General features: G+C 51.9%; 25 protein-coding genes. 7 read left to right on the forward strand and 18 right to left on the reverse strand.

What is annotated here, in order from left to right:
* Positions 1–36: 36 nt before the first annotated feature.
* The 13 genes from EYB48_RS15330 to EYB48_RS15390 all read right to left on the reverse strand — a co-directional run bounded on the left by EYB48_RS15330 (position 37) and on the right by EYB48_RS15390 (position 10800).
* Positions 37–1356 carry a mechanosensitive ion channel family protein gene (locus EYB48_RS15330; protein ID WP_162021245.1) on the reverse strand — a complete coding sequence of 440 codons (1320 nt, stop codon included), beginning with the start codon at positions 1354–1356 and terminating at the stop codon, positions 37–39.
* A 58-nt stretch (positions 1357–1414) separates the two neighbouring features.
* On the reverse strand, positions 1415–2674 hold the full coding sequence (locus EYB48_RS15335) for an RsmB/NOP family class I SAM-dependent RNA methyltransferase (RefSeq protein ID WP_162021246.1): 1260 nt from the start codon (positions 2672–2674) through the stop codon (positions 1415–1417).
* 97 nt (positions 2675–2771) lie between these two features.
* A complete protein-coding gene (purN, locus tag EYB48_RS15340) occupies positions 2772–3380 on the reverse strand; it encodes a phosphoribosylglycinamide formyltransferase (RefSeq protein ID WP_162021247.1) in 609 nt (202 codons plus the stop codon).
* 95 nt (positions 3381–3475) lie between these two features.
* Positions 3476–3883: a barstar family protein gene (locus tag EYB48_RS15345; RefSeq protein WP_162021248.1), complete on the reverse strand. Its 408-nt coding sequence runs from the start codon at positions 3881–3883 to the stop codon at positions 3476–3478.
* A gap of 23 nt (positions 3884–3906) precedes the next feature.
* Positions 3907–4278, reverse strand: coding sequence for a guanyl-specific ribonuclease (locus EYB48_RS15350; RefSeq protein WP_162021249.1), 372 nt, complete (start codon positions 4276–4278; stop codon positions 3907–3909).
* A gap of 92 nt (positions 4279–4370) precedes the next feature.
* A complete protein-coding gene (locus tag EYB48_RS15355; protein ID WP_162021250.1) occupies positions 4371–5537 on the reverse strand; it encodes a patatin-like phospholipase family protein in 1167 nt (388 codons plus the stop codon).
* A 190-nt stretch (positions 5538–5727) separates the two neighbouring features.
* Positions 5728–6486 (reverse strand): 3-hydroxyacyl-CoA dehydrogenase, encoded by a 759-nt coding sequence (locus tag EYB48_RS15360; protein WP_162021251.1) that lies wholly within the window; start codon positions 6484–6486, stop codon positions 5728–5730.
* A gap of 223 nt (positions 6487–6709) precedes the next feature.
* Positions 6710–7366, reverse strand: a complete 657-nt coding sequence (gene adk, locus EYB48_RS15365; protein ID WP_162021252.1) for an adenylate kinase — start codon at positions 7364–7366, stop codon at positions 6710–6712.
* A gap of 256 nt (positions 7367–7622) precedes the next feature.
* On the reverse strand, positions 7623–8375 hold the full coding sequence (kdsB, locus tag EYB48_RS15370) for a 3-deoxy-manno-octulosonate cytidylyltransferase (protein WP_162021253.1): 753 nt from the start codon (positions 8373–8375) through the stop codon (positions 7623–7625).
* A gap of 10 nt (positions 8376–8385) precedes the next feature.
* Positions 8386–8571, reverse strand: coding sequence for a Trm112 family protein (locus EYB48_RS15375; RefSeq protein WP_162021254.1), 186 nt, complete (start codon positions 8569–8571; stop codon positions 8386–8388).
* Positions 8552–9595 (reverse strand): tetraacyldisaccharide 4'-kinase, encoded by a 1044-nt coding sequence (gene lpxK / locus EYB48_RS15380; protein WP_162021255.1) that lies wholly within the window; start codon positions 9593–9595, stop codon positions 8552–8554. Before lpxK ends, EYB48_RS15375 begins: the two co-directional genes overlap by 20 nt.
* A gap of 147 nt (positions 9596–9742) precedes the next feature.
* Entirely contained in the window at positions 9743–10192 is a 450-nt protein-coding gene (locus EYB48_RS15385) for an ExbD/TolR family protein (RefSeq protein ID WP_162021287.1), read from the reverse strand.
* A gap of 2 nt (positions 10193–10194) precedes the next feature.
* Positions 10195–10800, reverse strand: coding sequence for a MotA/TolQ/ExbB proton channel family protein (locus EYB48_RS15390; protein ID WP_162021256.1), 606 nt, complete (start codon positions 10798–10800; stop codon positions 10195–10197).
* Positions 10801–12084: 1284 nt separating this feature from the next.
* On the opposite strand from EYB48_RS15390, the gene xseA reads away from it, so the two are divergent.
* The 3 genes from xseA (at position 12085) to EYB48_RS15405 (ending at position 15234) form a co-directional block, all read left to right on the forward strand.
* The gene (gene xseA, locus EYB48_RS15395) at positions 12085–13452 is read left to right on the forward strand and encodes an exodeoxyribonuclease VII large subunit (RefSeq protein ID WP_162021257.1); all 1368 of its coding nucleotides are present in this window, start codon (positions 12085–12087) and stop codon (positions 13450–13452) included.
* A 174-nt stretch (positions 13453–13626) separates the two neighbouring features.
* Positions 13627–14205 (forward strand): superoxide dismutase [Fe], encoded by a 579-nt coding sequence (sodB, locus tag EYB48_RS15400; protein WP_162021258.1) that lies wholly within the window; start codon positions 13627–13629, stop codon positions 14203–14205.
* 156 nt (positions 14206–14361) lie between these two features.
* A complete protein-coding gene (locus EYB48_RS15405) occupies positions 14362–15234 on the forward strand; it encodes a DMT family transporter (RefSeq protein WP_162021259.1) in 873 nt (290 codons plus the stop codon).
* A 69-nt stretch (positions 15235–15303) separates the two neighbouring features.
* Here EYB48_RS15405 and EYB48_RS15410 read toward each other — a convergent pair whose 3' ends face one another.
* Genes EYB48_RS15410 through EYB48_RS15425 form a run of 4 tightly spaced genes read right to left on the reverse strand, consistent with a single transcriptional unit; the run spans position 15304 to position 18479 of the window.
* Positions 15304–16236 (reverse strand): ABC-2 transporter permease, encoded by a 933-nt coding sequence (locus tag EYB48_RS15410; RefSeq protein WP_162021260.1) that lies wholly within the window; start codon positions 16234–16236, stop codon positions 15304–15306.
* Between the two features lie 10 nt (positions 16237–16246).
* Positions 16247–17203 carry a hypothetical protein gene (locus EYB48_RS15415; protein ID WP_162021261.1) on the reverse strand — a complete coding sequence of 319 codons (957 nt, stop codon included), beginning with the start codon at positions 17201–17203 and terminating at the stop codon, positions 16247–16249.
* Positions 17200–18057 carry an ABC transporter ATP-binding protein gene (locus tag EYB48_RS15420; RefSeq protein ID WP_162021262.1) on the reverse strand — a complete coding sequence of 286 codons (858 nt, stop codon included), beginning with the start codon at positions 18055–18057 and terminating at the stop codon, positions 17200–17202. The genes EYB48_RS15415 and EYB48_RS15420 overlap by 4 nt, the downstream gene beginning before the upstream one ends.
* A 2-nt stretch (positions 18058–18059) precedes the next feature.
* Complete coding sequence (locus EYB48_RS15425) at positions 18060–18479, reverse strand: GntR family transcriptional regulator (protein ID WP_162021263.1); 420 nt, start codon at positions 18477–18479, stop codon at positions 18060–18062.
* Positions 18480–18866: 387 nt separating this feature from the next.
* Between EYB48_RS15425 and EYB48_RS15430 the strand changes: the two genes are divergently transcribed.
* From EYB48_RS15430 to EYB48_RS15440, 3 genes are all read left to right on the forward strand, one after another.
* Positions 18867–21512, forward strand: a complete 2646-nt coding sequence (locus EYB48_RS15430; RefSeq protein ID WP_162021264.1) for a S9 family peptidase — start codon at positions 18867–18869, stop codon at positions 21510–21512.
* A 198-nt stretch (positions 21513–21710) separates the two neighbouring features.
* Entirely contained in the window at positions 21711–22031 is a 321-nt protein-coding gene (locus EYB48_RS15435; RefSeq protein ID WP_162021265.1) for a hypothetical protein, read from the forward strand.
* 142 nt (positions 22032–22173) lie between these two features.
* The gene (locus EYB48_RS15440) at positions 22174–23010 is read left to right on the forward strand and encodes an HDOD domain-containing protein (RefSeq protein WP_162021266.1); all 837 of its coding nucleotides are present in this window, start codon (positions 22174–22176) and stop codon (positions 23008–23010) included.
* A 26-nt stretch (positions 23011–23036) separates the two neighbouring features.
* On the opposite strand, the gene EYB48_RS15445 is transcribed toward EYB48_RS15440, so the two are convergent.
* On the reverse strand, positions 23037–24113 hold the full coding sequence (locus EYB48_RS15445; protein ID WP_162021267.1) for an acyltransferase family protein: 1077 nt from the start codon (positions 24111–24113) through the stop codon (positions 23037–23039).
* 454 nt (positions 24114–24567) lie between these two features.
* Between EYB48_RS15445 and EYB48_RS15450 the strand changes: the two genes are divergently transcribed.
* Complete coding sequence (locus tag EYB48_RS15450; protein WP_162021268.1) at positions 24568–25878, forward strand: MFS transporter; 1311 nt, start codon at positions 24568–24570, stop codon at positions 25876–25878.
* Positions 25879–25919 lie beyond the last annotated feature (41 nt).

Below are 25919 nucleotides of genomic sequence, written 5' to 3' on the forward strand. Positions count from 1 at the left end.
ATTGTACGCGTTTTAGAGGAATTGCACCAATGCATCTCAGGATTTTGCGCCCAGTTCCCGCACTAACTCTGCAGGACTTTGCGCCAGCGTAATAACGCGTTGTGGAAATGGCAAGTTAGCGCCCTGCTCACGGATGACCGTCCAGATCGCACGGTTCACCGCAGACAAAACATTCGAACGTCCATTTTCCGGATCGGCAATCCAGAATCCTACCCGCAACTCCAGACCATCGGCGCCAAAGCGCATCAGATAAGCAGACGGCCCTGGCTCCTGACAGACCCGCTCGGTTACTCTGGCTGCCTCTGCCAGCAAAGGCAGCAAGCTATCCAGATCTGTGTCATAAGCCACGGTCAGATCCGTCCACATCGCCACACTGGAATTGGTCAGCGAGTAATTCTGTACCGGTGTCGATACCAGCATTTCATTCGGGATCACCGATTCAGCGCCATCCAGCCCCTGCAATACGGTGTAGCGGGTGTTGATCTGCGTGACTTTACCGTTAAATTTATCCACCGAAATCATGTCGCCAATCGACATACTGCGGTCGATCAGGATGATAAAACCGGATACATAGCTACTTGCAATTTTTTGCAAGCCAAAGCCCAGCCCCACACCAAGCGCGCCGCCAAACACCGATAACACAGTCAGATCGATGCCCACCAGCGTCAGGCTGATCAGGATGGCCAGCAAGATCAGCAAGGCACGCCCTACTCTTGACATCACCACTTTGAACGACGAATGGGCATTGGGTAACGCCATCAGCCTTGCTTCCAGCGCGGCACTGGCCCACAAGGCAATCACCATGGTGAAAATGACAGAAATCGTGGCCTGGATAATACTCAGCAGGGAGATTTTGTTTTTGCCGACCGGCAATACCACACTGTCCAGCGTATCAATCAGATCCGGCCACAAACCGGTGTAATGCAGCACCACGCCCAGCCACACCAATCCGGCAAACAACTTTTCAAATGCAGCCAGAAAGCTGCCTATACGCCCTTCACGCACAAAGGTCTTACGTAAAATATAAAACGCCAATCTTATCAACGCGAGTGAACCCATGATAGGAAACAGCAGGGTCAGCAAGTTGGTATGCTGCCAACGCGCCAGCGCCTCCTTCGCGATGGCAAGGAAAATCACGGTCAGTAAGGGCATCAGCACCCGGGAAAAACTCTGAACACCAATATGCACCATGCCCGAACTGGCATCACCGCCGGCAAACAGGCGCTTCAGGTAGCGCGAACTGAGCCAGGCCAGTGCAAAACACACCGCAACTGTCGCGACCTGCCAAAGGAATTGGGGCTCTCTGAAATCATCAGCCAGATCGGCCAACAAGCTGGTTAACACTGGAGTACTCATTTTTTCGGAAGGATAAAGAAAAAAACCCGGCATTTGTTGTGCCGGGAGATTTCAGGGTTTAGACTTTTTTGCGTTCCATGATGGCCGCGAAGAAGCCATCAGTCTGATGCAGATGAGGATAGAGCTTCAGGTAATCACCCATTTCCAGCTCCACCTTTTGTTCAGCCAGCACAGCTGATGCCGGAAGCAGCGTGAAATCAGGATGTTGCGCCAGGAAGGCCTGCACAATACCCTCATTCTCTTCATCGAGAATACTGCAAGTCGCATACACCAGACGACCGCCTGGCTTCACCATTCTTGCCGCACTGGCGAGGATGGAAGCCTGCTTCACATTCAGTTCAGCCACGCCCTCTGCAGTCTGACGCCATTTCACATCGGGATTGCGACGCAGAGTACCCAGACCACTACAAGGAGCATCCACCAGCACACGGTCCAGCTTGGCCGCCAGGCGCTTGATTTTAGCGTCTTTCTCATGCGCGATCACGACCGGATGCACATTCGACAAACCGCTGCGGGCCAGGCGTGGCTTCAGTTTTGCCAGACGCTTCTCTGAAATATCGAACGCGTATAAGCGTCCGGTATTGCGCATGATCGCACCCAGCGCCAGCGTCTTGCCACCGGCTCCGGCACAGAAATCTGCCACCATTTCGCCGCGGCGAGCACCGACTAACTGTGCCAGCAACTGACTGCCTTCATCCTGCACTTCTATCGTGCCGTCTTTGAACAAAGGCAGATTTTGCAGCGAAGGTTTTTTCTTGACGCGCAAACCTGTCGCCGAATAAGGCGTAGGCTCGGCAATGATAGGGGCTTCCGCAAGCTGTGCCACGACAGTTTCACGATTGCCTTTAATGGAGTTGACGCGCAAATCCAGCGGAGCCGGAGTATTCAGCGCTTCTGCCAGCGCCAGCGCCTGCTCTTCACCGTAACATGCCGATAATTTCTCCCATAACCAGGATGGCAGATTGGACTTCATACTGAGTGGCAAGTGGCTGCGGTCTATTTGCATCACACGGTCCAGCCATGCGGTTTCTTCTTCACTCAGACCACCCAGCGACTCCAGTCCGACTGCATCTGCCAGGCCCAGCAGGGTCAGACGGCGCATAGCCGGGCCTGTGCCGGATTCAGCAAAGCTGGTGTAGACGGATTTATTACGCAACAAGCCGTAAATCGCTTCTGCGATCACGCCGCGCTCACGCCCACCCAGCCTTGGATGTTCGCGGAAATAACGGGATAAAGTGCCATCTGCAGGGCCAGTGAAACGCAAAATCTCACGTAATACTTCTTCGGTATGGCCGATGATGGCTGGAGGTAATCTCATACTGCTTCCTTCTCAATTTCTGTTCTGACCAGAATGGTCTGTGTCACATGAGGACTCATGTACACGCTGCTGACTGGTACCGCCGGTTTCAGGCGACTTAAGCGTCAGCGATGGTGACATGATGGCCAGATACCGAGATTTTCCCCTCGATGAACTGGCGTACTGCACGTGGATAAATGATGTGTTCCTGCCTGAGCACACGCTGCGACAGGCTGTCTTCTGAGTCGTTATTCAATACTTCCACCGCTGCCTGCGCAACAATGGGACCATGATCGAGTTCTGCAGTCACAAAATGCACGGTAGCGCCATGCAATTTCACACCCGCGTCCAATGCCTGCTGATGCGTATGTAAGCCCACAAAACTAGGCAGCAGGGATGGATGTATATTCAGCATACGCCGCGCATAGTGCGCAACGAAGGCCGGAGTCAGGATACGCATAAAACCAGCCAGCACGACCAGATCAGGTTCAAATTCATCGATCTTTTGCTGTAAGGCAGCGTCGAATGCATCTCTGCTGCTGAACTCTTTACTGACGACGACTGCCGTCGGTATACCATGGGAAGCGGCAAAGGCCAGACCAGCGGCATCTGCTTTATTGCTGATCACAGCAGCAATCTGCGCAGGCCATTGCTGGGCGATACAGGTTTCAACAATCGCCTGCATGTTACTGCCACGGCCGGAAATAAGGATAACGATCTTTTTCATGGGCGCATTGTAACGCTGACAGGCACTTTGCCCCAAGTAAAAATGCCAGCAGGCATGAGCAACTGCTGGAAAACGGTGATTTTTTCAGTGCTCAATCAGGAATAAAATACCCTAAAAGCAACTTTTCTTTGCCCCCAATCTTCCGCTGCGTCCTGCAGAATTTCCAACAAAATATCAGCCGCCGCTGCATCGAAATCAGCCAGCACAGGCAGATTTTCCAAGACCAACACGATGCCTGTTGCCTGACCAGCGTCCAGTTCGCTCAGACTATCTGCGAGTGCATCAAAGTTTGCGCCGTAATGCGAAGGAAAATGCAGGGCCTGACCTATCGCTCTCAATACTGCTTTTTTAGAAGCAGCATGCGCCAGGTCAACATGAAAATACAGCTGGTCATGGCTGGCGGCCTGTTGCTGCCAGTGCGTAGCCTTACTGTCCTGTAAAGGCAAAACAGATGCAAGCGGTAAAGCGCTCAATGACAGGCTGACTGGGGAAGGCATATTCATACTGGGTCCTGTTTTGATTCTGATTATTCTTTGATACGGCGAAAACTTTGGTAGTGATCGTCGGTGTAATAGTATTCACCCGAGCTGGCTGGCTCACCACCAGACACGATACGACGCGCTCCACGATTTCTGGCGCCCGGCGTCTTCACTGTGTATTCATGGTAGTAACCACGCTTTTGTCTGGGCAATATGCCCTCATAGTTGCCGAATACCACGCCATCCTTGGCATACGGAAAAGGGCCACCCTGCTTAATCAACAGCAGTACAGACTGCGCCTCTCTCGGTAAATCCTGCACCAAAACCACACCCGGCAACTCCTTGGCTGCGGCCAGGCCAGCACACAAACTCAGTACACAAAGCAGCAGCAGGCGACGAAAGTAAGAAAAATATTTCATAGTTCAGCAAGGTTGATGTCAGCGCGCGAAGTATAGGGGAATCTACCTGTTTCTGCCTGAAGAAATGTCAGCACCGACGCACAGGCCCTGTTTCAGGCAAAAAAATCCAGCACATCCTGTTTGCGCGCATTGGTATCGCTACGCCCCAGAGCGATCAGCTCACGCGTGTAACTGGATTCAAACAACAGGTAAGACGCCAGCGCTGAACCGCGCACTTCGGTCGCACCTATTCCACCCAGCATAGTTCTGACAGGCAAAGGCAGGCTGGAAATATGCCGGCTGGCAATTTCATCCAGCCGTTCTGATGGCGCGATCACCAGGGTCCGTACCGGGCGCAAGGGAGTTTTTTCCAGCAATTCAGGCGGCAACATGGACAGGGTTTTGTTGATGCGCTCAACCCGCTCGATATCGACCGCCAGACTATCGAGAAAGATACTGGATAAAGCATGGCCAGCTATCTGTGCCAGGCTGGGGTAACACGGACTTTCCAGCTGGGTGGCAGGTGGTTCGGCCAGGCGCCCGGCACCGATAATCATCACCTTACTGGCCCCCAGATGGATGGCCGGAGAAATCGGCGCTAACTGGCGCATGGAACCATCACCGCAATATTCCAGCCGCCCGCCCCAGTTCAGTGGAATCGCAGGAAACACAAATGGAATCGCAGATGAGGCCATCAAATGGACAACTGAAATAAAATCGCGCTGTGCCAGGCGCTGACTGCGTACCCAGGGTTCGATATTTTGCAAAGTCTGGTAAAACGTCAGATGCTGACCGGCGGTATACGAAGATGCCGTGACTGCTAACGCCTGCAGCGCACCGCTCTGCAAAGCCGCATCCAGCCTTGGCAAATCCAGCATACGGTTTAGTAAATCTTCTAAGGGTGAATTGTCGAGCAAGGAATTAGGCGGCGACTTTCTCCATTTATTCAGTAACCAGCCAAACGACCACAGCGACAGCCAGCGCGCGCCGCTGCGTATCACGCCTAATGAATCAGCCCTATACACCTGCGCCGCTTCAAAGTTTTCCCAGGTATGCAGCACAGCAGACAAAGACGCGGCAAAATCATCGGCGCGACAAGCCAGCGCGGTGGCGTTGATGGCACCGGCAGAAGTGCCGCAAATGATGCCAAACGGATTGGTGCGAGCCGGCCAGCCAGCATCCTGCAGGATGCTGTGCATGGCATCCAGCACACCGACCTGATACGCTGCACGCGCACCACCGCCAGTTAATATCAATCCCGTTGTTGCTGTATTGCGCATGATGATCTCTTGGTTCTGATAGCAACACTCCCCCGCACCACAAGCAACCAGAGGGAAAGACGTTCACGAAAAAACAAAAAAGGGCAAACTATGTTTGCCCTAGTGTATTAGTCAGACCCGCTGGTTGTCATGCTGCATGACAACAGAATCTAAGTAATCATCCTTCAAAACAACGTTTCACCTTAACGACTCACTTAGGCTGCATGCGGATCGCGCCGTCCAGACGTATGGTTTCGCCATTCATCATCACATTTTCGATGATAGTTTTCGCCAGATGCGCGTATTCATCCGGCTTACCAAGGCGAGGTGGAAACGGCACCATTTTGCCCAGTGCATCCTGGACTTCCTGAGGCATACCCAGCAGCATCGGTGTTTCGAAAATGCCTGGTGCGATAGTCATGACACGGATACCGTTACGCGACAAATCACGTGCCATAGGCAAAGTCAGACCGGCAACAGCAGCCTTAGACGACGCGTAGGCAGCCTGACCAATCTGGCCATCAAACGCAGCGACCGACGCGGTATTGATCATCACGCCGCGCTCACCGTGTTCAGCCGCTTCCGTCTTAGCCATCGCATCCGCTGCCAGGCGACACATATTGAAGGTGCCGACCAGATTAATGTTCACCACACGCTGGAATAACTCGAGCGGATGCGGGCCGTCTTTGCCCACCGTTTTCACCGCAGGAGCAACACCCGCGCAGTTAATCAGGCCACGCAGCGTACCCATTGCAACGGCAGCAGCCACGACTGCCTGACCATCCGCTTCTGACGTCACATCACATTTGACGAATTGACCGCCAAGTTCGGCCGCCAGTTTTTCACCGGCTTCGACCTGTACGTCAGCTAACACGACCTTACCGCCGTTCGCCACGATCATTTTTGCGGTTGCCGCACCCAGACCAGAAGCGCCGCCAGTAATAATGAATACGTTATGTTGAATTTGCATCGTTGTCTCTTTCTGCGTTATGAATCAATCCGTTCGCCAGATCCGGCGTTGCTACGCGGCCTGACACCTCAACATTGACGTTTACGTAAACGTCATATACGCACATTGTAACTAAAAACAGCCACGAATACAGAAAAAAGCGACTGAAAAGCCAGCCCCCGTCTCTGTGAACAGACATAAAAAAAGCGGACCAAAGTCCGCTTTTTTATGTATTCACTGCGAATTACTCGCTCAGCGCAGCAAATGCGCTGTCACGAATCGCTTCAACTGCGCCTACACCTGCAATCTTGCGATACTTAGGCGCGCCCGGCTCGCCAGTTTTAGCCCAGTTACCGTAGTAGCCTAACAAAACTTCGGTCTGATCATGGTAGACCTGCAGACGTTTTTTGACGGTTTCTTCGGCATCATCCGGACGCTGCACCAGGTCTTCACCTGTCACATCATCTTTACCTTCGGTTTTAGGCGGATTGAATTTCACATGGTAAGTGCGGCCAGACGCGGTATGCACACGGCGACCGCTCATGCGGTCAACAATCGCTTCATCCGGTACATCGATTTCCAGTACGTAATCGATGCTGACACCCGCTTCTTTCATCGCGTCAGCCTGAGGGATAGTGCGTGGAAAGCCATCAAACAAATAGCCGTTAGCGCAATCAGCCTGCTTCAGACGGTCTTTGACCAGGCCAATGATGATGTCATCAGATACCAGACCACCGGCGTCCATGACTTTCTTGGCAGCCAGGCCCATTTCAGTTCCTGCTGCAATCGCTGCACGCAGCATATCGCCGGTTGAAATTTGAGGAATATTGAATTTTTCTTTGATGTAATTGGCCTGAGTACCTTTACCGGCTCCTGGCGCACCCAACAAAATAAGACGCATAGTATTTCCTAGACGAGTTTGAGTTTATTGAAATTTTTGAGGACAGAGCAGCATGCTGCTCCGCGAATTACTTTTGTTTTCTCTATGTTTTACCTGGAACGCATCTCACTCTGCTTGAGGAAATGAATTCTGTTCATTTTTTTCTTTTACCAGTAATAACACAGTATCTTTTCACGAAACTTACCACAATTTGCAGCACTCTTGATGCTTTGCCATGAAAACAGCGCAAACTTAGTGCTTTTTTTGCGTAATTTGCTTATTTCCGGAAAAAGGCGCGAACCCGTTCCAGATCCTCCGCCGTATCCACACCAGCGGCTGGACTGCTGGCCGTCACATGGACCGCAATCGCATAGCCATGCCACAGCACGCGTAATTGTTCCAGCGCTTCAATTTGTTCCAGTGGTGAGATCGCAAGCTTAGGATAATTCTGCAAAAAATCGTTGCGATACGCATACAGACCAATATGGCGCAGTGGCTGATAAGCCTCAGGCAACCGGCTGCGGTCTTGCGCAAAGCCATCGCGATGCCATGGGATGGTGGCACGCGAAAAATACAAGGCCTTGCCCTGTTTATCGAGCACGACTTTCACCACATTCGGATTAAATACTTCTTCCGGCAAATGCAGAGGATGCGCCGCCGTTGCCATCGGTACCGCTGCATTCACCAGCGCGGCAGTGGCTGCGATCAGTTCCGGGGCGATCAGGGGCTCATCGCCCTGTACATTGACGATCACTGCATCATCTGGCAAATCCATGCTGGCCGCGACTTCGGCAATGCGATCTGTGCCAGACGGATGATCGGCACGGGTCATACAAACCGGGATCTGATGCGCCTCACAGGCCGCGACGATGTCTGCATGATCGGTAGCGACCATAATGCGGCTGGCACCGGAGGCCAAGGCCTGTTCGGCAGTCCGCACTATCATCGGCTTGCCGCCTATATCCGCCAAGGGCTTGTTCGGCAAGCGGGTCGACGCCAGACGCGCCGGGATAATCGCAATAAAACTCATCAGCCGGTCCTCAGCGTGCGTCGACTTCTTCGGCACTGAGTGTGCGCGCTTCCTCTACCCACATGATGGGAATATCGTCACGTACCGGGAAAGCCAGTTTATCGCCATAACAGATCAGTTCCTGACTCTCTTTTTTATAGGTCAGGGGACCTTTGCATACAGGGCAAATTAATACATCAAGCAGGCGAGCTTCCACGCTTTTTCTCCAAAATCATCGATAGTAAGTCAGCGGCAAAACCGGCACTGAGCTGCGCCTCAACCGGCACCACCCAGATGCGGGTATCGTTTTGCAACGCTGGAATTTGGCTACATTTTACTGCATCCTTTTCCGTGATCAGCACGTAATCTGCCTGAGTCTGGCGGAAAGTCGCCGCATCAAACACCTGATGGTCAGCTAAAGGCAAGCGTTCGAAGCTACATCCGGCAGCAGTCAGCGTCTGAAAAAAACGCTCGGGATGCCCGATGCCGGCAGCCGCACACATACGCTGACCAGCAAACGAAGCCAGCGTGCGGCGCTGTTCCGGTGCGCTCAGTTGCCACGCCTGTTGCGTAATCAATTGCATACGCACCGCATCAGCTGGAACGCCGGGCACGGTGCTACTCTGCACATCAGGCGCAGCATTCAGAACGGTGAAATCGCGACGCCGGGACACCGGCTCGCGCAAAGGGCCAGCCGGCATCAGCCAGCCATTGCCAGCGCCGCGCTGATCAAACAACACAATTTCCAGGTCACGCGCCAGATAGTAATGCTGCAGCCCATCATCCGCGATCAGCACATCGACTTCAGGATGATTCAGCAATAGCTGCTTTGCCGCAGCGACGCGGTCGCGCCCTACCATCACTGGACAGCCACAACGTTGCCGTATCAGCAGAGGTTCGTCACCAACTTGTGCCGCCTGCGCCTTGTCATCGACCGCCAGTACTTGCTGCGCAGCGGCGCCATAACCGCGTGACACCACGGCCGGATGCAGGCCAGCCGCCTGCAATTGCTGTACCAGCCAGATGACCAAGGGCGTTTTACCGGTACCACCGACAAAAATATTCCCAACTACGATGACCGGGATGGTCAAACGGGTTTGCGGCTTGTAACCCATTACAAACAAACCCATCCGGAACTGTATCAGCACGCGAAACAATTGCGCCAATGGCCAGCACAGATACGCCAGCCAGCCGCGCTGCTGCCACGCAGCCATCACTTGCTTTTCCAGCCAGGCACGCATGTTCTACTCCATTAAAAAATTCGGGGAGTCGACTGACTCCCCTTTTTTATTTGCTGTGCTACCGGCTGCTTAGCGATTCAGGCTAAGCAGCCGGGTGCGTTGCTATTTTACGATGCAGCGCTTTTGGCAATGACCTTAACCACAAGCTTATTTACTGCGACTGCCAGTCTGCGCCGCAAACGTGACTTTCGCCAAACCCGCTATACGCGCGGCTTCCAGCACATCGATCACAGACTGATGCGTCGCGGCACGATCCGCATTGATAATCACGACCGGGTCGACTGCCGCACCAGGCCTGGCTTCAGCAATCGCGGCTGAGGCACGTTTTAAATCCTCGGCCAGCGTTGCTGTATCCAGAAAGGACACAGGCTGTTCGTTGATCTTATAGCGTCCCTGCGCATCGATACCGATCTCGATTTGCTGTGGTTTATCCTGCGCTTTTTCTGCATCTGCAGTCGGTAAGGTGATCTGCAATTCAGTAAAGCGGCTGTAAGTCGTGGTGACCATCAGAAAAATCAGGATGACCAGCAATACGTCAATGAAAGGAATCAGGTTGATTTCCGGCTCTTCCCTGCCCTTGCCTTTACGGAAATTCATCATTACTTCCTGGCGCTGTGAACGACATCAACAAACTTCACAGCCTGTTGTTCCATTTCCACCACTAAGCCATCTACCAAAGCGCGGAAATGACGATAAGCCACCAGGGTAGGCATGGCGATCAGCAAACCAAAACCCGTGTTATACAAAGCCACCGAAATACCATGCGCGAGCTGAGCCGGATTGGCACCCGTCGCAGTTTGCGAACCGAAAATTTCTATCATACCGACGATAGTACCGAACAAGCCCATCAGCGGCGCCAACGATGCGATGGTGCCCAGCGTGGTCAGGAAGCGTTCGAGTTCATGCGCCACGCCGCTACCGGCTTCTTCAATCGACTCTTTCATGATGTCGCGCGGTGCGTGCACATTGCGCAAACCGGCTGCCAGTACTTTACCCAAAGGTGAATTGCCTGCGAGCTGAGTCACGACTTCCGGCGTGATTTTGCCCGACTGATAAACACGCACTACTTCATCCAACAAAGTAGGAGGTAATATTTTTTTACTGCGCAGTGAGAAAGTGCGTTCTATGATGAGTGTCATCGCAATCACAGAAGCAATAAGCAACAAATACATGGGCCAGCCAGCGGCTTGAAAAATAGCGAACAAAAGTGACTCCTTGAAGGTTCTGAAATCTAAGCCCGCAATGTAGCGCGTTGCGTGCTGGCGGGCAAGTCCATTTGCCAATTTCCTGCCTGTCACATCATTTTTTCTTTAAGCTCGATATCCACTGTGGATTTACAAAAAATACAATACAGAACGAAATCTGAACAGATAAATGACAGCAACTGCCTGGCGCGGAATAATTGCTATTAAGAAACAAATAGCCAGAGCCTCAGCAAACCTGTGCGTGTTTTACACAAATTTTGTGTGCAAGCCTGTGGACAAGATAACACAATCGCACTAAGCCCATGATTTTAAACAATATTATTACCATGCTCAAGTTTTAAGCAGCGTCAAAACCCCGTATAAGCAGCAATAGCGCATCCACAAAACCCTGCTTTTCTGCACACTTTTTGTGGAAAAGTGTGTGCACAATGCCGAAAATTCTGTCTAAGCGATTGATTTTAATCATTTTTACCATTCCGCTTATTTTTTAAGCAAAGCAAGAAAAAGAAGCAAACTCTGCCTGCTTTTCAGGCAGATTTAGTAACTTCTGCCATTCCGGGAATTTCTGCACATAATTTGTGGACAAGATTGTGCAGAAGCCCGTGACAATGTCTTAAGTATTTGATTTACATCTGTTTTATCATTACGCTTAAATTTTAAGCAGCATCCCTGTTTACCCCAAAACAGGGTGTTTTTTTTCATGCCAGGGATAGAAATTAACAACTCTCTTAAAAAAATCGGCTTTTTCACACAAATTTTGTGGACAACCATGTGAAAAAGATGACGATATCCTTATAAGTCTCTGATTTAATTAAATATTTCCCAAATGCACAATTTTTAATCAGGAACTAAGCAAATGACCAATCACGACGACATGTTTTGTACGGGCTGAAGTGGTGTGGAAAACCCGCTACTTTTTCACATTTTATGTGAATAAGTTTGTGAAAAAAATGCCAAACATCAACACAACCCATTGATTTATATGAATTTATTGGCATCGCTTAAGAAATAAGCAAATGCGCATATTAGCGGGCTCAAGCAAAGATACTCACAGCTTATTCACTTTTTCTGTGGATAAGCATGTGCACAAGCATAGCAAGGGCATGCAAAGTCCTTGATTTGTAAGGTATTTTTCATTTTGCCTAAACAATTTGCACAAAGAAACTCCCGAAGAATCAATCACTTAGACTCAGCGTTTTCATTTGCTTTGACAAGTGCAATGCACAATGACATGCTGACGCGCTTACCACGCTTCTGTGGAAAGCTTTTTCTGCTGTCAGCCCCATGAATACAGAACCTACATTTTCAAATCCAGCCAGCAAGCCATCCGTGATCAGTGTTTCGGCGCTCAACAACGCAGTTGCTCAGTTATTGGAACGTAACCTGCCACTGACCTGGGTTTCCGGCGAGATTTCCAATTTTACCCGCGCAGCTTCTGGACATTGGTATTTCACACTCAAGGATCAGGCGGCCCAGGTCAGGGCCGTGATGTTCCGCGGACGCGCCCAATATGCCGACTTCCAGCCCAGAGAAGGCGACAAGGTGGAAGTCCGTGCGCTGGTGACCCTGTATGCGCCGCGTGGCGATTACCAGCTGAGTGTGGAAGCGATACGACGCGCCGGTGTCGGCAATCTGTATGAGGCCTTTCTGCGTCTGAAGGCGCAACTGGAACAGGAAGGCTTGTTTGATCCAGCCAGAAAACGTCCAATCCCGCCCTTCGTACGCCGTATCGGTATCGTCACCAGCCCGCAGGCAGCGGCGTTGCGCGATATCCTGACAGCGCTCAAACGGCGCGCACCGCATATCGCCGTCATCCTCTATCCCACACCGGTACAAGGTGAAGGCGCGGCCGCCAAAATCGCGCAAGCGATCGCCACTGCCAATGCACGTGAAGAATGTGATGTGCTGCTGGTCTGTCGCGGTGGTGGCAGCATGGAAGACTTGTGGGCGTTTAATGAAGAAATCGTGGCACGCACCGTGGCACATAGTCAGATACCGGTGATTGCAGGCATAGGGCATGAAACCGACTTCACCATCACCGATTTCGCAGCCGACCTGCGCGCCGCCACCCCAACCGCAGCCGCTGAACTGGCCGCCACGCCGCGCACAGAATGGCTGGATTTACTGGCGCGCCAGGCACAACAACTACAACGTGCGCAAAGCCGTCTGCTCAACGAGCAACAACAAACGCTGGACTGGCTGGCAAGACGCCTGCAAAGCCCGGCCGCCGCATTTGCCGCCAGACGCCAGCAATTGCAGCAAGCCAGCCAGAGCTTACGCTTTGCGGCCCGCCAGCAATGGCAACATTCACGCCATACACTCAGTCAGTTAGCGCAAGCGCTGCATAACCAGACACCCGATACCGCTGTCCGCCATACACAACTCCAGCAATGGCAGCAACGCCTCAGCCATGCCAGTCAGTCCAGGCTGCAGCAACAGCATCAAGCGCTGAAACACCTGCAAGCCCAGCTGGAATTACTCAATCCTCAGCGCACGCTGGAACGCGGTTACGCCATCCTGAGCGATGGCAAAGGACGCGCGCTGCGTTCACCGGCACAACTGCAACCCGGCAGCTCAGTGCGTGTGCAACTGGCACAAGGCAGCGCACAACTGGGCATCGCCAGCGTACAGTCCAGCCTGGATGAACAATAGGACGTGCATCAAGCCATAAACACTTAGCAGATTTAAGCGGGAAAAACCCTGTATCACGCAGGGAATTAGCCGTCTCGGGCTGCAAGCTTGCGCGCAAACGCTTACAATGCTGACTTTCACCGTAGCTTAATCCCGTTTCACCGACGGAAACCTCAGTCAATTAAAGGACGCGACATGGAACATACCTTACCGGCATTGCCCTATGCACTGGACGCTCTGGCGCCACACATCTCTCAAGAAACACTGGAATTCCACTACGGTAAACATCACCAGACTTATGTCACCAATCTCAACAACCTGATCAAAGGTACAGAGTTTGAAACACTGACTCTGGAAGAGATCGTTAAAAAATCCTCCGGCGGCGTGTTCAATAATGCTGCTCAGATCTGGAACCATACTTTCTACTGGAACAGCCTGACACCAAACGGTGGCGGCGCGCCTGCAGGTGCGCTGGCTGATGCGATCAACGCCAAGTGGGGTTCTTTCGATGCATTCAAAGAAGCCTTCACTAAATCTGCTGTTGGTAACTTCGGTTCTTCCTGGACCTGGCTGGTTAAAAAAGCAGACGGCACACTGGATATCGTCAACACATCCAACGCAGCCACACCACTGACCACGACTGACACGCCTTTGCTGACTTGCGATCTGTGGGAACATGCTTACTACATCGACTACCGCAATGTACGTCCTAAATACATGGAAGCATTCTGGTCCTTAGTGAACTGGAATTTTGCCGCTGCCAATCTGGCTTAAGCAACACGCACACGCTGCGTCTGTGCCGGTCGGCTGACCGGTACACGTGAAAAAAACCTGCGATATCCAACATACGCAGGTTTTTTTTCATCTGTAGCAGCCATGCTTTATGCGAAGATGCAAAGCATCTTGATTGACTCCTCCCTACCTTTGAGCATGTCGAATTCTCCCTCTCTGTTATTGCGCTCGCTGCCTGGCATTTTTATCTTTATCTGGGCCTCCGGTTATGTCGTCGCCAAATATGGTCTGCCGTATGCAGAACCGCTGACCTTCCTGTGTCTGCGCTATCTGGGCGTGGTCGCCTTCATGCTGGCACTCGCGGTCGCGATGCGCGCTCCGTGGCCGCAGCGCAAAGACTGGGGCCCGATTGCAATTGCCGGCATCCTGATGCAGGCTGGTTATCTGGGTGGGATCTGGTGTGCAGTTAAACTAGGTATGCCTGCTGGCGTGGCGGCACTGATCGCGAATATCCAGCCCATCTTGACCGCTGTTGCGGGCCCGCTGATCGGTGAACGCATACGTGGCAAACAATGGCTGGGACTGGCCTTCGGCATAGCCGGTGTGGCACTGGTAGTTGCCAATAAAATTTCTGCGGTAGGGCTGTCGCTGTCCAGCGTCGCGCTGGCGGTGATGGCTTTACTGACGATGACCACGGGTACCCTGTACCAGAAAAAAGCCTGCCCCAGCTTTGATGTACGTACCGGTCAGGTGATACAGTTTGCTGCCTCGCTATTCATCACCCTGCCGTTTGCGCTGCTGCTGGAAACGCAGCACATACAGCCGACACCACAATTTTTTGCAGCGCTGGCCTGGTCAGTATTTGTGTTGTCGGGGGTAGGTATTTCTGTGCTGTTTATCATGATACGACATGGCGAAGCGACAAAAGTCACCAGCTATATGTACCTGGTCCCTGCTGTCACTGCAGTGATGGCCTGGTTGATGTTCGACGAAAAATTCACCCTGACTGCCGCCATCGGCATGGCCATCGCGCTGGCTGGTGTCGCACTGGTGGTACGCCCTGCACGCTGACAGACCAGCCAGTTGAGCTCGCATCAACCTGCACTTAGCCCGCCGAAGTGGCGGGCTAAGTGAATATCTCTACTCCTGCCAGCGCCGTGCAAGCGCTGCCAGCCAGATCATGCTGATACCTGCCACGACGCCCCACCACAAATCAGGGGTGACATACAGCGAGGAAATATCCAAACTCATCAGACTACGACTCGGCGTGATCATCACGGCGAGTTTGGGTACGTTTTCATTCGTGACCAACATAGGCGTCCATGAGGTCGGCAACAGACTGCCTGCCAGGCGGAATGCGCAATGCAGCACCTGCTCAGCCCACACCACGTTATTACCATAAGCACGAGCTATCTGATGGCAAGCGAGTGCGATCAGCAATGGCAGCAATAAGGCATGCAAACCCGCCCTTTGTTTAGCCAGTGCTGAATTCAATAGCAGCCAGCCAGCCGATGGCATTGCCCACAACAGATAGACAGGAAATGCCTGCAGCATGGAAAGCACAAAAACCATGTGTAAATCACTGTTCAAAAACTCTGTATAGCCAGAAGCGCCGGTCCACCAGTCAGCACCTGCCATGACCAACATATCTATCGCCTGCGTCAGCGCCAATGCGATCAGCGTGCATGCAGGAATCACCAGCAAACCAAACAGCAATTTTGCCATCACTGTCTGTACATCACTGACGGGCAGTGACTTCCACAGATAGCAGGATTTATTGGCTCGCTCATTACTCAGTGTTTGGGAAAAATAAATCCAGAGCACGACAAACAGCGCAAGAAGAAAAGCTGTCCCATTACCCTCGTAAAAGAAAAAAATCCATTCACGCCGGCTGTGCTGATAAGTGCCGGTACTAAAAAAAAAGTTTGCGGTTGCCATATGATTGGCGATATGTTTGAACGCTACGATGCAGCTCAGCCCTATGCTGATCGCCATCAAGACAGCCAGCAAACGGAATAGCATCTTTTTGTATTCCCAATATTCGCGCTTGATCAACCAGAATAAAGTATTCATCTCGTTCTCCTTATCCGCTTTTGAAACGCCGTAAGTGGGCGGCGCAGATCGTGAACATGCTTCCCACAACGACACTGATCCACAAGTTCTGGTTGATGAATTGTTTAATCAAATCCGGCTGTTGGTGTACATGGTGACTCATCACGCCTCTCAGGTAATTCTCCCAATCCCAACCGCCTTCAAACCAGAGCAGCTTGGCATTCAAAGAGCCGGGCAGCAAACTAAGATCAAGCGAAGTCAGAAAAGTCGCGACCGGCTTCAACCAGAATTCCGCATCAGGATAAGATAAATGCGTTTGTGTCACCACTACCAAGCCCAGTAAAGGAATCAAGATTGCAAACAGTCCTCCGAGTCGTGGAGTGAGCGCAGACCAGAGCATTAACCATCCACCGGTCAAACCACCCCATAATATGAAGACAGGAAAAGAAATCATCGATGATGAATAGAGAGTCATGCCAGATTCAAGAAAATCTGCGGTTGAAATTTCTAAGCTAAGTTGCTTCGAAAAATATGCGGCATGGAGCAATACGGAAACCAAGGTAGCGCATAAATTAGCGAGCAAAAAAAATAAAGGAATTACTGTAGTGCCAAAAAATAATTTAACGAAAACAGTTTGCATATCAGTCACGGGCAAGGATCGCCAAAACATCACATTTTTTTCTGTTCGCTCGGTGCCTAGTGTTAGTAAAAAATAGCGAAAGCAGAAAATAAACCCCGTTATCTCAAACAATAAACGCTGTGCGTATAACCAAGTCTGCAGAAGCGCATAAGCCACTAACTCTTCAGTCGTTTTATCTATACCTAACCGGGAAAGTACGCGTGATTGAATGTGTGTGGTAAGCAAATCCACATTCAACGCCCAGGCATTGAGCACGATACAAACCAGCAGCAACGTACCCAGCGTGACCAACAAGGCCCTGCGATACTCCCAGAATTCACGCTTCAATAACCACCAGCAGGCTTTCATGGCTGACCTCCCTGCATCAGTGCAACGTAAATATCACTCAGCGTAGCGCGGTGCAAAGTGCCGAGCTGTGCCAGTTCGGTAGTGGGCACGCTGTCAAACATCATGCGCTGCTGACCAAACAGACTACGCTCAGCAACTGGCTTAAGCAGGCGCGCCTGGGTGATACAGTCTGAATTCACCGTCACTTCAATAAAGCGTTCATGCAGGCTTTCCAGATCCTGTTGCAACACCAGCTGACCATCGCGGATCAGCATCACATCAGTCAGAATTTGCTCAATTTCCTCGACCTGATGGGTAGAAATGAGTATGGTTTTTTGCTGGTCAAAATACTCTTCCAGCAAATCCTGATAAAACTGCTTGCGGTACAGGATATCCAGACCCAGCGTAGGCTCGTCCAGCACCAGCAGTTTCGCATCGATAGCCATCACCAGAGCCAGATGCAGCTGGGCCACCATGCCTTTGGACATTTCACTGACCAACAACTCCGGTGCTAATTTTGTTTTTGCCAGATAGCGCTCTGCCTTATCGCGTTGAAAACGCGGGTGTACTCCTTCGACAAAACTGATGGCATTGCGCACGCTGAGCCAGCCCGGCAGGATCGCTACGTCGGCGATAAATGAGATTTCCTGCATCAGTTGATCGCGTTGGCGCCAGGGATCAAGGCCACTGACAGTCAGCTCCCCCTCACAGCGGGTCAGCCCGAGCAAGGCTTTTATCAGCGTGGTTTTGCCAGCACCGTTAGGGCCGATCAGACCAAGCACGCGGCCGCTGTCGATAGCAAAACTCATGCCTTTCAAGACGTGCTTGCGGCCGTATTGTTTGCGCAGATTTCTGACACTGATACAACTCGTCATGTTTATTCTCCCGTCTGATTGTCTGCATTTGCATCGGTCTGAGCTGTGTCAGGTGAGCGCAGTGTTGTTGTCGACGCCGCACTGTCTAACTCGTCCAGACTCAGTCCCAGGCGCTGTATGCGTTGTCGTATACGTGGCCATTCCTCGGACAAAAAGCGTTGTTTTTCACTTTGCAGCAGGCGTTGCTGCGCACCTTGCATGACATACATACCTAATCCCCTGCGTTTTTCCACCAGGCCAGCGTCCACCAGCTCCTGATAAGCTTTTGAAACCGTGATCGGATTAATCTGATAATCCGCTGCTATCTGTCTGACTGAAGGAAGGGCGTCCCCTTCTTTCAATAAGCCGTCCAGCATCATGGTCTGTACCCGCTCTCTCAATTGCCGGTAAATCGGTGTCTGGTCATTCCAGTCCGTTCCCATTTTTACTCCTTCATCCCCGGTTGCTGTTTGCGTAGGCAAAAGCGTTTGATGCAATAACAATAAGTCAGTGTTGTAGTTAACTATAACACCAAACATCACAAAGAGTTATTTTTTTATTTAATTCATTTTTCTAAGCTGCAATCGGACAAAAGCCCGCCTCCAGCCCGGGAGTTGGCGTCTGCCTGACGATGAACAGCAATTAAAATCGGTCATTGATTGCTTTCAGCAAATAATCTCGCGTTGTGTGGAATTCCTTTGCCTGACATGGAACTGCAACATGCAGTCTCTGTCTATCTCAGCCTGGTTCTGCCTATTCCTAGAAAACGCGGTTAAGTCCATGCGGTACCCCAGCGGTTTTCCTCTTGTCCTGAATAAATGAAAATGAACATGACACCAAAATTCCTTACCCTGAGCGTCGCGCTTGCCTGTTCACTGGTCAGCCTCAACCCGGCGACCGTGCATGCCGATACATCTGCCATTCCTCAAGTGAAGGCAGCTGATCTGACCCTGGAACAAGTTTTCCGTAGCAAGTCGTATGCAGGCCAGTCTGCGCGCCTGATCCACTTCAGCCATGACGCGCGCTATCTGGCTTATGTCTGGAATCCGTTTGGTGAAGTGGGTTCGGATTTGTATGTATATGACACACAAACCGGCGAGACTAAGCGCATCACTTCACCAGCCATCATGAAGGCTTACGATGCGCCGGAAGTCTGGGATAAGTTCGATAAAAAATTCCAGCAACGTGAAAAAGAAGAAGCAGAACGCCAGGCCAAAGCAGAAGCGCAGGCGGCCTATCTGCGTGGTGAAAAAGTTGATTTATTCCAATGGGAAAATGCCGCGCTGGAAGAGTTGAAAAAAGACCTGGCTGATAAAAAAGCCAAAGAAGCCGCTAGAAAAGCAGAGGCAGACGCTGAAGCAGCACAGGAAAAAGCCGCGGCCGGAAAAGCGGATGCCAAAGCCAGCAGCGACAAGAAAGACAATAAGGCCGACAGCGACAAAGCCAAAGAATTGTGGGAATTGCGCGATGAACTGAAGAAGAAAATCAACAAGAACAAACTCAAGGCGGGCGATTTGTATCCTGGCGTGGATCAATTGGTTTGGGCTAATAAGAAAAACGAATTGATTTTCCAATACCGCGGTGATCTGTTCCGTCTGCAGGCCAGCTCAGGCAAAATCGAACGCCTGACCCAGACTGATAAAGCCGAACGCATCGTCGCTTATCAGGCCAATGACAAGGGCTATATCTACATGGATGACAAGCGCCTGTACAGCGCCAGCTTTGATTCCGGCGCAATCCGCCAGTTAAACCGTGAACTGATCCATCCGGATGACGCCGATAAAAAATACAGTATCTTCGATACCGTATTAAGTGAAGATAAAACCTGGATGGCGATCCGCGGATACGCGAACGAAGTAAATCCCGAGACTGACAAACCGTATCCAAATTCGGAACGTCAGGTTGAAATCATGAATTACAGCGAACGCTTTGCAACCGCAAAAAAAGTACCGCGCGAAGTATCAGATGACAAGCGCAAAGTATCTGCCACTGCCTTGTATATCCGCCGAGTGTCAGATGCCAATACCCGTCAGCCAGAACCAGTGTTCACCAATAAGGGGGGCGATGTCTGGTTTGAAATGAGTAAAGTCAGCTGGGCCAAAGATGGCAGCCGCTACACCTTTTCGACCTGGGAACGTGAAAAAGATGTGCTCCGCATTTATGTCGGCAAGGCAGACGAAACTGCAAAGCCGAAAGTTGTATTCGAACGTCGTGGCAATGTCGGTCATGAAGTGGTCAACGTCATCGATCCACAATTCACACCGGATAGCAAACAACTGATCGCGATCCTGGATGAACAAGGCTATCGTCAGCCCTACCTGATCAATACTGACAACGGTAGTGCAAAAGCCATCCTGAAAGGCGATTTTGAAGCGCACAATATTCTCGGTTTCACGCCAGACAGTAAGTCCATGTTTGTGTTGGCAAATAAAGGGGATTTCGCGGCGATGAATGTATTCAAAGCCGATCTGGCCAGTGGCGACATGAAGGCACTCGGACAGCAGGGTGACTTCCATCGCGCCAGCGATGCGGCCGAAAATGGTGAGAAGATCGCCAGCGTAGCGGGTCAGTGGTCCAGCCGCCCTGAACTGAAAGTGATTGATGTGAAATCCAGCAAGGTGCAGACCCTGACGCAGAGCCATGACAAGCAATGGGATGCGATTGCGGTACTGCGTCCGGAACGCTTCAGCTTCACCAACCGTCACGGCGATGCGATCCAGGCTTATGTGTTCAAACCAGCTGGCTGGCAAGCAGCGGATCAGCGTCCTGCCGTGGTGTACACCTACGGCGGCCCGCTGAATGACCGTCACATTGTTGAGACAGACAGTTTCCAGCCTACCGCCTATATGTTTGGTATGTATATGGCCGCCAAACACGGCTATGTGACGGTGGCCGTTGATCCGCGTGGCCATTCCAACTATGGCCGCAAATTCAGCGATGCCAACTGGGAACAGGTGGGCAAACCACAAACAGAAGATCTGGAAGATCTGGCGAAGTACATGCAGCAAAATCTGGGCGTCAATGGCCAGCGTATCGGTTTGACGGGCTGGAGCTTTGGTGGCTTCCAGACGCAATACACACTGTACACCAGTCCGGATACATTTGCGGCGGGTATCGCCGGTGCCGGTCCGACTGAGTGGGAAAACTATAACAGCTGGTATAGCGGCCGCACTATCGGTAAGACTGAGCGCAGCAAACCAAATCTGCGCAAGTATTCTTTATTGCCGCTGACGGCAGGCCTGAAAAAACCGCTGATGCTGGTGCATGGTATGCAAGACCCCAATGTGCTGTATCAGGACACAGTGAATGTGTATCGCGCTTTGCTGGAAAACGGCAAAGAACAGTTAGTCGATCTGTTCCTCGATCCGGATGGCGAACATGGCATGGGTGGTGCGGTCAAGGCCAAAGCATGGCATAAGAAATACGAAAGCTTCTTCCTGCAACATTTGGGAACTGCAGCGACGCCAGCGAAATAAGCCGCGTTTCAGTAACATTGACGCGTTAGCATAAGCCCTGCCGCCATCCGCGGCGGGGCTTTTTGTTACGCATCTCTGCATGTCGGCATTTCCGGCTGATTTTTACCGTAGCCTGAGGCCTGAGCTTACTCCACAATGACGCCTGCCTCCGTGAAAACAAATTCAGTCAGGCAATTTAAAGCGTAACAGGCCCTTATCATGAAAACACCATTTACCCAGTATCTGTACTCCGTTCTGCGCCAGCTCAGCCAGGAATTCCGGCAATTCGCTACCCGCGGCGCACAAGCCTCTCTGCGTACCCCCTTGCCCCGCATCGCGCTGGTGCTGATGGCTATCCTGGTACTGCTGAGTCTGATACCTTTCATCCTTGCGCTGTTTATTGCTTTCTTTGTGTTCCGCGTATTTCTGGGACTGCTCAGTCAGGCGCAACGCAAGCCAGCAAACGCGAACAGTTATGGCTCAGCAGAGCCAGCTCGGGAGCCTGGAACTGTGCGCTATTTGCCGCGACAAGATCAGTAAGCATTGAAAACCCTTAAAGGCAGCAAGAATTAATTTCCACACAGAAATTAATTCTTGCTTTTTACTGCTCAGCCTCTAAGATGAACTTGCAACGCCGCTTAACATTATTTTGCAATGTGGTGTGCGTTAAAGGAGTGGCATCATGGACGGGCTGAGCATGTTCAAAATGATTGCTGACCAGGCCAGACAAGGTCAGCTGGTCTTCCCCACACATTTGGAACAAACGCTGAAACTGAAGCAGATGCTGGATGATCCGGATTGCCATGCAGAGACAGCCAGCAAACTGATCAGTACCGATCCGCTACTCTCAGCGCGCATCGTGGCGGTCGCTAACTCGTCTGCGTATAACCGTTCCGGGAATAGCGTCAGCAACATCCGTAACGCCGTCAGCCGCCTGGGCTTTAGTCAAACCAAAATCCTGGTCACTGCATTGATAGTGCGACAGTTAAACCAGCAATTGCGCGATCCGCTTCTGATTAGCAAGGCGCGTCAGTTATGGGAGCATACGGCGCATGTCGCGGCGCTGGCTCAGGTGATTGCCAAACATATCACCCACGTCGATCCTGATACTGCATTGTTTGCCGGTCTGATCCATGAGGTTGGCGGCTTTTATATGATTTCTTGTGCCGAACAGTATCCAGGCATACTCGACAGTGATAATGAAGCCTGGAGTGAATATGGAGAAAAGCTGATCGGTCGCGGTGTCCTGCAGCAGCTGGAGATTCCGCGACATGTGATCGATGCGGTCGAATTCATGTGGAAGGGTTTAGCCGCCTATCCCCCAGAAAGCCTGGGCGACACCCTGATACTGGCGAACGATATTGCGCCCGTTCCTTCGCCACTGCATCAACATCTGAGCCCGGCAATGCAGCAACAGACTGCACACCTTAATTTTGAAATCGAAGAATCGACTTTACAGGAAATTTTGCGGGAAAGAGACGAGGAGATACATTCGCTGAGTCATGCGCTGCTCGCCTAGAGCGGCAGCGCAGGACGACAAAACGATCAGATCACGATGCGCCAGTTCTTACGCGCCATCGCATGGGTCAGTACGGCAAACACAGCAGTAAACGCAATAGCAAATGCAGCAGAACTCCAGGCTTCGCCGATCAGCGCAGGCAGATATGGTGCAAACCCGTGCAGATAAATCCAGTCGCCGGCACCGGTGTATGCCAGCAGGCAGGTAGCGATCCAGGAACCCGCATAAGCGGCAATCGCATTAATGCCGAAGCTGCGGCCTATGGCAGGATATCCGCGCACATCAATCAGCTGATGCACCAGCAATAGTAAGGCGGTCGCCCAGCCACTGGTCCATAACACAAAGGACGCGGTCCACATTTGCTTATTCCAGGGAAGTTCCAGGCCACTGATCAGACCCGCCAGCAAGCAGGCCAGCGCCAGCCATACCAGCTGCTTAGTTTGGCGATTGCGTAACAAGCTGCCAGCCTGAATCCCAAACAGCACACTGCTCAATGCGCCCAGCGTGGACAATATGCCTTCCGGCTCCTGTGCCATCTGGGTCAGCGCATCATACTGATACGCCAGAGGTCCCAGCAATACGCTGTCAATACGGTCCGACAGATTCGCATGTGGCAACAAAGAGCCACCACTCAGCAACAGCAAACTGTGTAGCGCCATCAGCGCCAGCAAAGCGATCCAGCGACTGCTTTGGGTACGCAGATACAGCATGATGAAGGCTGCCAGCACAAAGACAATGCCTATGCGTTGCAATACCCCCATCAGCCGGAATGCCCGCCCATCAATGGTCAGGCAGGCAAACACATGCAAGGCGACACCCAGCAGTATCATGCGCAGCCCGCGGCGCAAGGCCTGACTGCGCAAAACTTCAGGCATGACGCCCTTAGCCAGTTGCGGCGCGAATGCCAGCTCCAGTGACAGGCCGACGATGAACAGAAAAAACGGGAAAATCAGGTCAGCCGGTGTACAGCCATTCCACTGCGCATGCTCCAGCCAGGGCAAGACATGATTCCAGTCACCCGCATTATTCACCAGCAGCATCCCGGCGACGGTCCAGCCGCGCAGTGCATCGATAGAAGAATAGCGTACAGATTGTTGCGTCATTTGGGTTCACATCCTTAATTTCACAGGCAGACCACTTAGGATCAGGCCACTGGCATCACAGGCAGCACGCGAGGCCTGCCAATTACGTTTCAGGGGAATAGAGTAAAACGAAAATACAAGAGCAAAAAACGGATAACGGCAGCTAATACCAGTTACTGTTTTCAGCCAGATTTTCGCAGCTTAGCAACACGCGGCAGGAGACCACTAAAAAACCGGCAGTGCGCTCAATAACGCATTAATTCAAGGCACTGACAACAATTCGGGATCAGTATCAAGAGATGCGGAATATTCTACTGGCACTTAAGTGGCATTGCAAATATAAAACCAGTTGACCAGTCCAGCACTGACTAGTATGTTCTGCACTCTAGCCCTCATCCCACGCTCACAGAGATGAGCGGAGCAGCAGGCATGACGCCGGGCAGCGTGAGTTCCGATTATTTTTAGAGACAGCTCCATGACAACAACAGCAGAGACAAAATCTATCCATCCCATGCGCTGGGTACCCACGCTTTATCTGGCAGAGGGCCTGCCCTACTACGCGGTGGCGCTGGTCGCTGGCCTGATGTATAAAAGTCTGGGCGTACCGAATGACCAGATTGCACGCTGGACTGGCCTGATCGGCTTTGCCTGGGTCTTTAAATGTTTATGGAGTCCCTTCCTGGAAGCCGCCAGCAGTAAGAAGCTGATCGTGGTGCTGTTTCAATGCCTGGGTGGCGTCAGTCTGGTGCTGGTGGCCTTATCGCTGCAGTTACCTATGTGTTTCGCGGTCAGTATCGCCTTGCTGGCGATCGTCGCAATCGCCTCTGCCACCCATGATATTGCGGCTGACGGGCTATATATTTCAACTCTGAGCCACAAGCAACAGGCCGCCTACGCAGGCTGGCAAGGCGCTTTTTTCAATGCGGCCAAATTCATCTCACTCGGTGGCCTGGTGATATTGGCAGGTCATCTGGAAAAGCAAATGAGCGCGCATAATGCCTGGATGATTATCTTTGGCATACTCGGCGTGATGCTGATTGCACTCGGGATTTATCACAGCTGGGCCTTGCCAGGCACGCGCAATGTACAAACTGGCGAATCCATGCAAACCGTATTCAGCACGCTGGTGGATGTGATCATCGATTTTTTCAAAAAGCCAGGCATCTGGCTGGCCATCACTTTCATTATTCTGTTCCGTGCCGGTGAAGGTCAGATACAAACCATAGGCCCGCTATTCCTGCGCGATAGCAAGGAGCTGGGCGGACTGGGACTGACTACCGATCAGGTCGGTCTGGTCTATGGCAGCGCGGGTACCATCGCGTTTTTGGCGGGCAGCATATTGGGTGGCTACTTCACATCCTGGCTGGGCTTGCGTCGTGCGCTGCCGTGGCTGATCATCGCCATGAATGTGCCGAATCTGGTATTTTTCTTTTTGAGTTCGCAAATGCCGGACAATATGGCGGTGATCGCCACTGCCCTGAGTTTCGAAATGTTTGGTTATGGTTTTGGCTTTGTCGGCCTGATCCTGTTCATCATGCAGGTCGTCGCAGTCGGTAAATACCAGACTGCGCATTACGCCCTGGGGACCGGCGTGATGCAGCTGGGTGCGGTGTTTTTCAAGATGATCAGCGGCGACATACAAATGGCGCTGGGCTATAAGAACTTCTTTATCTGGGTACTGATCTCAGCCATCCCGGTCCTGATACTGACCCGCTTTGTACGCATTCCTGAGCAGGACAAAGAACAGCCAGCGGCACCTGCCGTGGCTGAACAAGCCACCGCATAAGCCGGCATTTCCTCCTACCCTGCTCAGCCTGCTAACACAGG

This window comes from Cognatundibacterium crateris, assembly GCF_010078235.1.
GTDB lineage: Bacteria > Pseudomonadota > Gammaproteobacteria > Burkholderiales > Burkholderiaceae_D > Undibacterium > Undibacterium crateris.

Coding starts and splice junctions, on each gene's coding strand:
- EYB48_RS15335 (WP_162021246.1), bottom strand. CDS start 2,674: ATGAGATTACCTCCAGCCATCATCGGCCATACCGAAGAAGTATTACGT.
- EYB48_RS15420 (WP_162021262.1), bottom strand. CDS start 18,057: ATGACGAGTTGTATCAGTGTCAGAAATCTGCGCAAACAATACGGCCGC.
- EYB48_RS15385 (WP_162021287.1), bottom strand. CDS start 10,192: ATGAATTTCCGTAAAGGCAAGGGCAGGGAAGAGCCGGAAATCAACCTG.
- EYB48_RS15445 (WP_162021267.1), bottom strand. CDS start 24,113: ATGACGCAACAATCTGTACGCTATTCTTCTATCGATGCACTGCGCGGC.
- sodB (WP_162021258.1), top strand. CDS start 13,627: ATGGAACATACCTTACCGGCATTGCCCTATGCACTGGACGCTCTGGCG.
- EYB48_RS15440 (WP_162021266.1), top strand. CDS start 22,174: ATGGACGGGCTGAGCATGTTCAAAATGATTGCTGACCAGGCCAGACAA.
- EYB48_RS15330 (WP_162021245.1), bottom strand. CDS start 1,356: ATGAGTACTCCAGTGTTAACCAGCTTGTTGGCCGATCTGGCTGATGAT.
- EYB48_RS15345 (WP_162021248.1), bottom strand. CDS start 3,883: ATGAATATGCCTTCCCCAGTCAGCCTGTCATTGAGCGCTTTACCGCTT.
- EYB48_RS15450 (WP_162021268.1), top strand. CDS start 24,568: ATGACAACAACAGCAGAGACAAAATCTATCCATCCCATGCGCTGGGTA.
- EYB48_RS15425 (WP_162021263.1), bottom strand. CDS start 18,479: ATGGGAACGGACTGGAATGACCAGACACCGATTTACCGGCAATTGAGA.
- EYB48_RS15350 (WP_162021249.1), bottom strand. CDS start 4,278: ATGAAATATTTTTCTTACTTTCGTCGCCTGCTGCTGCTTTGTGTACTG.
- adk (WP_162021252.1), bottom strand. CDS start 7,366: ATGCGTCTTATTTTGTTGGGTGCGCCAGGAGCCGGTAAAGGTACTCAG.
- EYB48_RS15405 (WP_162021259.1), top strand. CDS start 14,362: ATGTCGAATTCTCCCTCTCTGTTATTGCGCTCGCTGCCTGGCATTTTT.
- kdsB (WP_162021253.1), bottom strand. CDS start 8,375: ATGAGTTTTATTGCGATTATCCCGGCGCGTCTGGCGTCGACCCGCTTG.
- purN (WP_162021247.1), bottom strand. CDS start 3,380: ATGAAAAAGATCGTTATCCTTATTTCCGGCCGTGGCAGTAACATGCAG.
- EYB48_RS15430 (WP_162021264.1), top strand. CDS start 18,867: ATGACACCAAAATTCCTTACCCTGAGCGTCGCGCTTGCCTGTTCACTG.
- EYB48_RS15415 (WP_162021261.1), bottom strand. CDS start 17,203: ATGAAAGCCTGCTGGTGGTTATTGAAGCGTGAATTCTGGGAGTATCGC.
- EYB48_RS15435 (WP_162021265.1), top strand. CDS start 21,711: ATGAAAACACCATTTACCCAGTATCTGTACTCCGTTCTGCGCCAGCTC.
- EYB48_RS15360 (WP_162021251.1), bottom strand. CDS start 6,486: ATGCAAATTCAACATAACGTATTCATTATTACTGGCGGCGCTTCTGGT.
- EYB48_RS15355 (WP_162021250.1), bottom strand. CDS start 5,537: ATGCGCAATACAGCAACAACGGGATTGATATTAACTGGCGGTGGTGCG.
- xseA (WP_162021257.1), top strand. CDS start 12,085: ATGAATACAGAACCTACATTTTCAAATCCAGCCAGCAAGCCATCCGTG.
- lpxK (WP_162021255.1), bottom strand. CDS start 9,595: ATGCGTGCCTGGCTGGAAAAGCAAGTGATGGCTGCGTGGCAGCAGCGC.
- EYB48_RS15410 (WP_162021260.1), bottom strand. CDS start 16,236: ATGAATACTTTATTCTGGTTGATCAAGCGCGAATATTGGGAATACAAA.